Annotated in this window: 2 protein-coding genes; both read right to left on the reverse strand. The window is 72.4% G+C overall.

Translation table 11 applies throughout. The features are described from left to right. Window positions 1-1,501 (reverse strand): type I polyketide synthase (locus tag ACFVS6_RS42610; protein WP_389711928.1); only part of this gene is annotated, 1,501 nt, incomplete at its 3' end. Between the two features lie 200 nt (window positions 1,502-1,701). Then, a partial coding sequence (locus ACFVS6_RS42615) for an SDR family NAD(P)-dependent oxidoreductase (RefSeq protein WP_389711929.1) occupies window positions 1,702-8,529 on the reverse strand: 6,828 nt, incomplete at its 5' end.

The raw sequence follows: 8,529 nt of genomic DNA on the forward strand, positions 1-8,529 counted from the left end.
GCCAACCCGCCAACCGCTCCGCCTGCGCCCGCAACGCCGCCGCACTCCTACCCGACAACACCCACGGCACCACCGGCAAACCCACACCCGACCCGGCAGCCTCCACCACCCCGCCCTCAGGCGCCTGCTCCACGATCACGTGCGCATTCGTCCCACTGAACCCGAACGACGACACACCCGCACGACGCGGGTGACCCGTCTCGGGCCACGTCGTGCGTTCCGTGAGGAGCTCGACCGCGCCGGACTCCCAGTCCACGTGGGGTGAGGGCTCGTCGACGTGCAGGGTCCGGGGCAGTACGCCGTGTCGCATCGCCAGCACCATCTTGATCACGCCGGCGACGCCCGCCGCGGCCTGGGTGTGCCCGATGTTCGACTTGACCGATCCCAGGAGCAGCGGCTGCCCCTCGGGGCGGTCCTGTCCGTACGTGGCGATCAGGGCCTGCGCCTCGATGGGGTCACCGAGCGAGGTTCCCGTGCCGTGGGCCTCCACCACGTCGACCTGATCCGTGGAGAGCCGGGCGTTGGTCAGGGCCTGGCGGATGACGCGCTGCTGGGACGGGCCGTTCGGGGCCGTCAGACCGTTCGAGGCGCCGTCCTGGTTGATCGCGGAGCCACGGACCACGGCGAGGACCGGGCGGCCGTTCTTCCGTGCGTCGGAGAGGCGTTCCAGGAGCAGGACGCCCACTCCTTCCGCCGGGCCGAAGCCGTCGGCGTTCGCGGCGAACGCCTTGCAACGGCCGTCCGTGGACAGGCCGCGCTGCTTGCTGAACTCGACGAAGAGTCCGGGCGTGGACATCACGTGGACGCCGCCGGCGACGGCCAGGGAGCACTCCCCCGCCCTCAGGGCCTGCACCGCGAGGTGCAGGGCCACGAGGGAGGCCGAGCAGGCCGTGTCGACGGTGACGGCGGGGCCTTCGAGGCCGAAGGTGTAGGAGAGGCGGCCGGACAGGACGCTGGAGGCGTTTCCGGTGCCGAGGTGGCCCGCGTAGTCCTCGCTCGCTTCGAGCAGCGGGGTGAGGTAGTCGGATCCGTTCATCCCGACGAAGACGCCGCTCCGGCTGCCGCGCAGGGTGTGCGGGTCGATGCCGGCGCGTTCGAACGCCTCCCAGGAGGTTTCCAGCAGCAGGCGCTGCTGCGGGTCCATCGCCATGGCCTCGCGCGGGGAGATCCCGAAGAAGTCGGCGTCGAAGGCGGAGGCGCCTGCGAGGAACCCGCCCTCGCGGGTCGTCGTGGTGCCCTGATCGTCCGGGTCGTCCGAGAACAGGTGGTCCAGGTCCCAGCCGCGGTCGGTGGGGAATTCGGTGAGCGCGTCGCCGCCGGCGGCCAGCAGGTCCCACAGTTCCTCGGGCGAACGGACACCGCCGGGGAACCGGCAACTCATCGCCGTGATGGCGACGGGCTCGTGGGCCTGGCTCTCGATGTCCCGCAGACGTCCGTACGCCTCGTCGAGATCCGTCGTGACCTTCTTGAGGTATTCGCGGAGCTTTGCTTCGTTCGCCACTGGCGCTTCACCTATTCGCGTGATCGAGACCGTGGAGGGACGGCTCAAGAATTCAGGGAGTTCGGGAGTTCGGGAGTCAGGAGGAGAAGGGGACATCGGGGAGCCGGCGGAACCCGAGGATATTTGAGGGATATCGGGAAGCCCGTGGCCGTACCGCCGGAACAGGGGTTCCGGCGGTACGGCCTGGGGGTGGTTGGGGTTCAGCCCTGGCCGAACTTCTTGTCGATGAGGGCGAACAGCTCGTCGTCGCTCGCCTCCTCGATCTCTCCGGCGCCCGCTTCGTCGTCCGTACCGCGGGCGTCGTTCCACTGCGCCAGCAGGGTCTGGAGACGCACCGCGATCCGCGCGTGGGCCGCGTCGTCGCCGGCCGCGGAGGCCAGTTCCGTCGGGTCCATGGAGGAGAAGGTGCTTTCGAGGCGGTCGAGTTCCTCCAGTACGGACAGCTTGCGGCCGCTCGTCCCCTCGGGGGCGAGCTCGCCCAGCACCTGCCGGGCCAGCGCGGCCGGCGTGGGGTAGTCGTAGATCAAGGTGGCGGGCAGCCGGAGCCCGGCGGCCGCGCCGAGCCGGTTGCGGAGTTCGACCGCGGTGAGCGAGTCGAAGCCCAGGTCCTTGAACGCCTGCTCCTCCCCGATCTGTTCGACCGACCCGTAGCCGAGTACCGCGGCGACCTGGCCGCGCACCAGGTCCAGTACGGTCCGCTCCCGCTCGGCGGGCGACAGCCCGGCGAGCCGCTGCGCGGGCGACTGCTCCCCGGCACCGTCGGTCGTGGTCGGCGTGCCGTCCGTGCGGTGCGTGTCGGGCATCGCCTTCGCCCGTCGACGCTGTCGGACGGGGGTGCGCACCAGGCCGCGGAACATCGGGAGGATCTCACCGTCCGCAGCCCGGGCCCGCAGGGTCGGCAGGTCGACGGCGACGGGCAGCAGGACCGGCTCGCCGTCCACCGCGAGGGCGGCGTCGAAGAGCGCCAGTCCTTCCTCCGCCGACAGCGGCGCGACGCCTCCGCGCGCGGCGCGTTCCCGCTCCGCGTCGGTGAGCCGGCCCGCCATGCCCCGTTCCTCGGCCCACATGCCCCACACCAGGGACAGTGCGGCGAGGCCTCCGGCCCGGCGGTGCCGGGCGAGGGCGTCGAGGAAGACGTTCGCCGCACCGTAGTTGGCCTGACCGGCGCCACCGAGCGTGCCGGCAGCGGCGGAGAACATGACGAACGCCGACAGGTCGAGGTGACGGGTCAGCTCGTGCAGGTGCAGTGCCCCGTCGACCTTGGGCCGCATCACCCGGTCGACGCGCTCGGGGGTGAGCAGGTCCACGACCCCGTCGTCCAGGACGGCCGCCGTGTGGACGACCGCCGTCAGGGGACGCTCGGCCGGTACGGATTCCAGGAGCGCGGCCAGCGCGTCCCGGTCGGCGACGTCGCACGCCGCCCACGTGACGTGGGCGCCCAACGCGGTCAACTGCGCGGTGAGCGCGGCGGCCGTGTCGGTTTCACCGCCCTTGCGACCGGTGAGCAGCAGGTGTCGTACGCCGTGTTCGGTGACCAGGTGGCGGGTGAGGAGACCGGCGAGGCCGCCGCCCGCCCCGGTGACGAGAACCGTGCCGCGCGTGTCGATCCGGCTCTTCGTGTCGTCCCCGGCCGTCGCGGTGTCGGCTGCGTCGACCCGCGCCAGGCGCGGGACGTACAGCATGCCGTTGCGCACGGCCAGTTCGGGCTCTTCGGAGGCGAGGGCGGCCGCGAGGGCCCGTCCGGAGGCGTCGGTCCCGTCGAGGTCGACGAGTACGAACCGGTCGGGGTGCTCGGTCTGCGCGGCGCGCAGCAGACCCCACACCGGGGTGTGGACGAGGTCGCCGACCTCGGTGTCCGTGTGCGCGGCCACGGCGCCGCGGGTGACGACGGCGAGGCGCGTGCCGGCGAAGCGGCCGTTGTCGAGCCAGCTCTGCACGGTCGCGAGCGCCCGGTGGGTCACCTCGTGCACCTCGTGCGCCGTCGGAAGGGCGGAGGTGCGGCCGGTGTTCGTCATGAACGGCACGATCACGGTGTCGGGCGCCGGCCGGCGTCCGACGGTGACGGCGTCGTCCAGCGCCGCCAGGTCCTCGTACGTGGTGACGGGAACCCCGGTGCCGCCCAGGGCGGCGGCGAGGTGGGCGGTGGCGTCCTCGGAGGTCGCGATGAGCGCCGGGGACGCGGAGCCCGCCCGGGCCGACGTCGCCGTCCGCACCCAGTCGAGGCGGAACAGCGAGTCGTGGACCCCGTCGGGGGCCGCCACGGAGAACCTCTCGACGTCGAGCGCCCGGGTCACCAGTGCCCCGACGGACGCGACGGGCGCGCCCTGTGCGTCGGTCAGTTCCACCGAAACGGTGTCCGCGCCGCCCGGGGTGATCCGCAGGCGGAGCGTGCCCGCTGCGTCCGGTGCGCCCGTCGTGCCGGGTGTGCCCGCTCCGGGCGTGTGCAGCCGTACGCCGCGCCAGACGCACGCTTCCCGTGCGGCGGCGTCCCCGCCCGTGGCGGTGGCGGTGGCCGCGAGCGCCTGCAGCGCCGTTTCGAGCAGGGCGGGGTGCAGGGCGAATCCGGTTGCCGAGGAGCTCGGTCCACCGGAGAGCCCGGCTTCCGCGAAGACCTCGTCGCCGCGCACCCAGATCCGGTTCAGGGTCCTGAGGTCCGCTCCGTGGTGGATCCCGGCAGCGGCGAGGCGCGCGTGCACTACGTCGACGGAGACCTCCTCGGCGTCGGCGGGCGGCCACTCCCGGGCGCCGAAGGCTTCACCGGCATCGACACCGGAACCGGAACCGGCATCGGCATCGGCCTCGGTGAGGAAGCCCGTGGCGTGCCGGGACCAGGTCCCGGCGGGCTCGGTGTGGCCGTCCGCCGCTTCGGGTCGGCTGTGCACCTGCACGGTGCGGCGTCCGGTGTCGTCCGCCCCGCCGACGGTGAGCCGCAGCTGTACGGCCCCGTCCTCCGGCAGCACGAGCGGTGCCTCGTCGGTCAGTTCCTCCAGCAGGCCGCAGCCGGCTTCGGCCGCTGCCCGCAGCGCGAGTTCGACGAAGGTCGCGCCGGGCACGACCACCGAGTCGGCCACGACGTGACCGGCCAGCCAGGGGTGGGTTCGGCGGGACAGCCGGCCGGTGAACAGGAACCCGCCCGTGTCCGGCAGTTCGACCGCCGCACCGAGGAGCGGGTGCCCGGCCGACTCGATGCCGAGCGACACGGCGTCCTCCAGCGCCGCGAAGGAGTCGATCCAGTAGCGCTCGCGCTGGAAGGCGTACGTCGGCAGGTCGACGCGGTGGGCGCCGGTCCCGGCGTAGAAGGCGGTCCAGTCGACGGTGACGCCCCGGACGTGAGCCTGCCCGAGGCCGGTGACGACGGTCGCGGCCTCGGCGCGCGAAGCGCGGAGCAACGGCACGAACGTGGCGTCCGCGGTGTCGGTGAGGCAGTCCTGGGCGAGGGCGGAGAGGATCCCGTCGGGCCCGAGTTCCAGGTACGTGCTCACCCCGGCGGCCTCCAAGGTCCGGACACCGTCCAGGAAACGGACCGCCTCCCGGACGTGCCGGACCCAGAAGTCCGCCGAACCCATCTCACCGTCGGCAACCAGGGCGCCGGTCAGGTTCGAGACGACCGGAATGCGCGGAGCCCCGTACGACAGCCCCTCGACCACCTTGCGGAAGTCGCCGAGCATGCCGTCCATGTGCGGCGAATGGAACGCGTGACTCACCGTGAGCCGCTTGGACTTGCGGTCCGGGAAAGCCGCCACGACCACGGCCGCCGCGTCCTCATCACCCGCGATCACCACCGACTGCGGACCATTGACCGCCGCGACGCTCACCCGATCCGTCAGCAGCGGCAGAACCTCCACCTCCGACGCCTGCACCGCGATCATCACGCCACCACCGGGCAGCGCCTGCATCAACCGACCACGCGCCGCAACCAGCGTGCACGCGTCATCCAGGGAAAGCACACCGGCAACATGCGCGGCGACGATCTCACCGATCGAATGCCCCGACACGAAGTCCGGCCGCACACCCCACGATTCGAGCAGACGGAACAACGCGACCTCGACCGCGAACAACGCCGGCTGCGTGTACTCCGTCCGATCCAGCAACTCCGCGTTCGCCCCGAACAGGATCTCCTTCAAAGGGAGTTCCAGCAGTGCGTCCGTCCGGGCACAGACGGCGTCCAGCGCATCTGCGAACACCGGGAAGGTTGCGTACAGTTCACGCCCCATCCCGATCCGCTGGCTGCCCTGTCCGGTGAACAGGAACGCCACCTTCTGTTCCGTGCTCGCCACGTCCCGGGTCAGCTCGGCGACGGAGTCGCCGGCCGCCAGCGCCGTCAGCGCCTTCGTGTAGTCCTCGCGGGCTCCCGCGAGGATCACGGCTCGGTGGTCGAGCAGGGCCCGGCCCGTCGCGAGGGAGTGGCCGATGTCCACCGGCCGCGTCTCGTCGTGCCCGGCGAGGTGCCCGAGGAGTCGGGCGGCCTGGTCGCGCAGAGCCGCCTGCGTACGGCCCGACAGGATCCACGGCCAGGCGCCGGAGGTCTCCGGTTCCACCGTCTCGGGGGCCTCGGGGGCCTCGGGGGCCTCGGGGGCCTGCTCCAGGATGGTGTGGGCGTTCGTGCCGCTGACACCGAACGAGGAGACGCCGGCCCGGCGCGGGCGGCCGGTCTCCGGCCATGCCCGCTGTTCGGTGAGGATCTCGACGTCGCCCGCCGTCCAGTCGACGTGCGGGGTGGGGCCGTCCACGTGCAGGGTCCGCGGGAGCGTCCCGTGCCGCATCGCCATGACCATCTTGATGACACCGGCGACACCGGCGGCGGCCTGCGTGTGCCCGATGTTCGACTTGATCGAGCCGAGCAGCAGCGGCTGCCCCTCGGGCCGGTCCTGGCCGTACGTCGCGAGCAGCGCCTGCGCCTCGATCGGGTCACCGAGCTTCGTGCCGGTGCCGTGCGCCTCCACCGCGTCCACGTCCGCCGGCGAAAGACCGGCACCGGCGAGCGCCGCACGGATCACCCGCTGCTGCGAAGGACCGTTCGGAGCGGTCAGGCCGTTGCTCGCACCGTCCTGGTTGACGGCCGAACCACGCACCACCGCCAACACCGGATGCCCGTTGCGACGCGCGTCCGACAACCGCTCCACGAGCAGCATGCCGACACCCTCACCCCAACCCGTACCGTCCGCACCCGCCGCGAACGCCTTGATCCGACCGTCCGCGGCGAGACCGCCCTGGCGGGCGAACTCGACGAAGGCACCCGGCGTCGACATGACCGTCACGCCTCCGGCCAGGGCGATGGAGCATTCGCCGCTGCGCAGGGCCTGCACGGCGAGGTGCAGGGCCACGAGCGACGCCGAGCACGCCGTGTCGACGGTGACGGCGGGGCCTTCGAGACCGAAGACGTAGGAGAGCCGGCCGGAGACGACGCTCGCGGAGTTTCCGGTGCTCATGAAGCCGTCCCCGCCGTCGGCGGAGTTCAGCACGAGCGACAGGTAGTCCTGGCCGTTGGTCCCGACGAACACGCCGGCCTGGCTGCCGCGCAGGGACGACGGATCGATACCGGCCCGCTCGAACGCCTCCCACGAGGTTTCCAGCAGCAGGCGCTGCTGCGGGTCCATGGCGAGGGCCTCGCGGGGCGAGATGCCGAAGAATCCTGGGTCGAACTGCGCGACGTCGTAGAGGAATCCGCCTTCGCGGGCGTACGGGGCCTCCTGCTCGGACCGGGGCCCGAAGAGTTCCTCCGCGTCCCAGCCCCGGTCGGCCGGGAACTCGCCGATGGCGTCGCCTCCGGCGGCCAGCAGCTGCCACAGGTCCTCGGGGGTACGCACCCCGCCGGGAAAGCGGCAGCTCATGGCGACGATCGCGATCGGGTCGTCGTCGGCCGCCGTGGCCGTCGCCGCCGCGGAGGGGGACACGGTGGCTTCGGTGCCGAGGAGTTCCGCGCGCAGGTGGTCCGCCAGGTCCGCGGAGGTCGGGTAGTCGTAGATCAGCGTGGCGGGGAGCCGCAGTCCGGTGGTGGCACCCAGCCGGTTGCGGAGCTCGACGGCGGTCAGCGAGTCGAAACCGAGCTCCTTGAACGCCCGCCCCGCGCCGACGCTTTCCGCTCCGGTGTGGCCGAGGACAGCGGCGACCTCCTTGCGGACGATGTCCAGCAGCAGTCGGTCCCGCTCGGTGGCGGGGAGTCCCACCAGCCGTGACAGGAAGGAGTGCCGGTCGTCGACCGACCGGCCGGTGGACCCTGCGTCGGCCCCGCGTGCGGCGAGCGCGTGCCGGGCCTCGGGAAGTTCGGCCAGGAGGTTGCCCGTGCGTGCGGCGGTGAAGCCTGCGGCGAACCGGTCCCAGTCCACGTCCACGACGGTGACGACGGTGTCGTTCGCGTGTACGGCACGGTGGAGGGCGTCGATGGCGGACGCGGCTGCCATGGGCGGTACGCCGCCCTTGCGCATCCGGGCGTCCATGGCACCGTCGGCGGCCATGCCGCCTTCGGCCCACGGACCCCAGGCGATCGACGTCGCGGCCAGACCGTCCGCCCGACGCTGCTCCGCCAGGGCGTCCAAGTAGGCATTGGCGGCAGCATAGTTGGACTGTCCTGCGGTGCCCCACGTGCCCGTGACGGACGAGAAGAGGACGAAGGCCGAGAGTTCGATGCCGAGCTCGACCGTCAGCTCGTGCAGGTTGAGCGCGGAGGTGGCCTTGGCCCGCAGCACGCTCTCGAAGCGCTCCGCCGTCAATGCGTCCAGCACCCCGTCGTCGAGGATCCCCGCGGTGTGAATCACTGCGGTGAGCGTCTCCGCCTCGGCGACCAGGAGAGTACGCAGGGCATCCCGGTCGGCGGCGTCACACGCCACCACGGAGACCTCCACACCCATGCCCGACAACTCCGCGGCCAGCTCAGCCGCACCGGGAGCATCCGCACCCCGCCGGCTGGTCAGCACCAGACGCTCCGCGCCGGCACCGGCCAGCCAACGAGCCACCCGACCACCCAGAGCACCCGTACCACCGGTCACCAGGACCGTTCCGGACGGGGTCCAGGACGGGTCACCCTGAAC

It is taken from the genome of Streptomyces sp. NPDC057939 (genome assembly GCF_042887545.1).
In the GTDB taxonomy this organism is placed as follows: domain Bacteria; phylum Actinomycetota; class Actinomycetes; order Streptomycetales; family Streptomycetaceae; genus Streptomyces.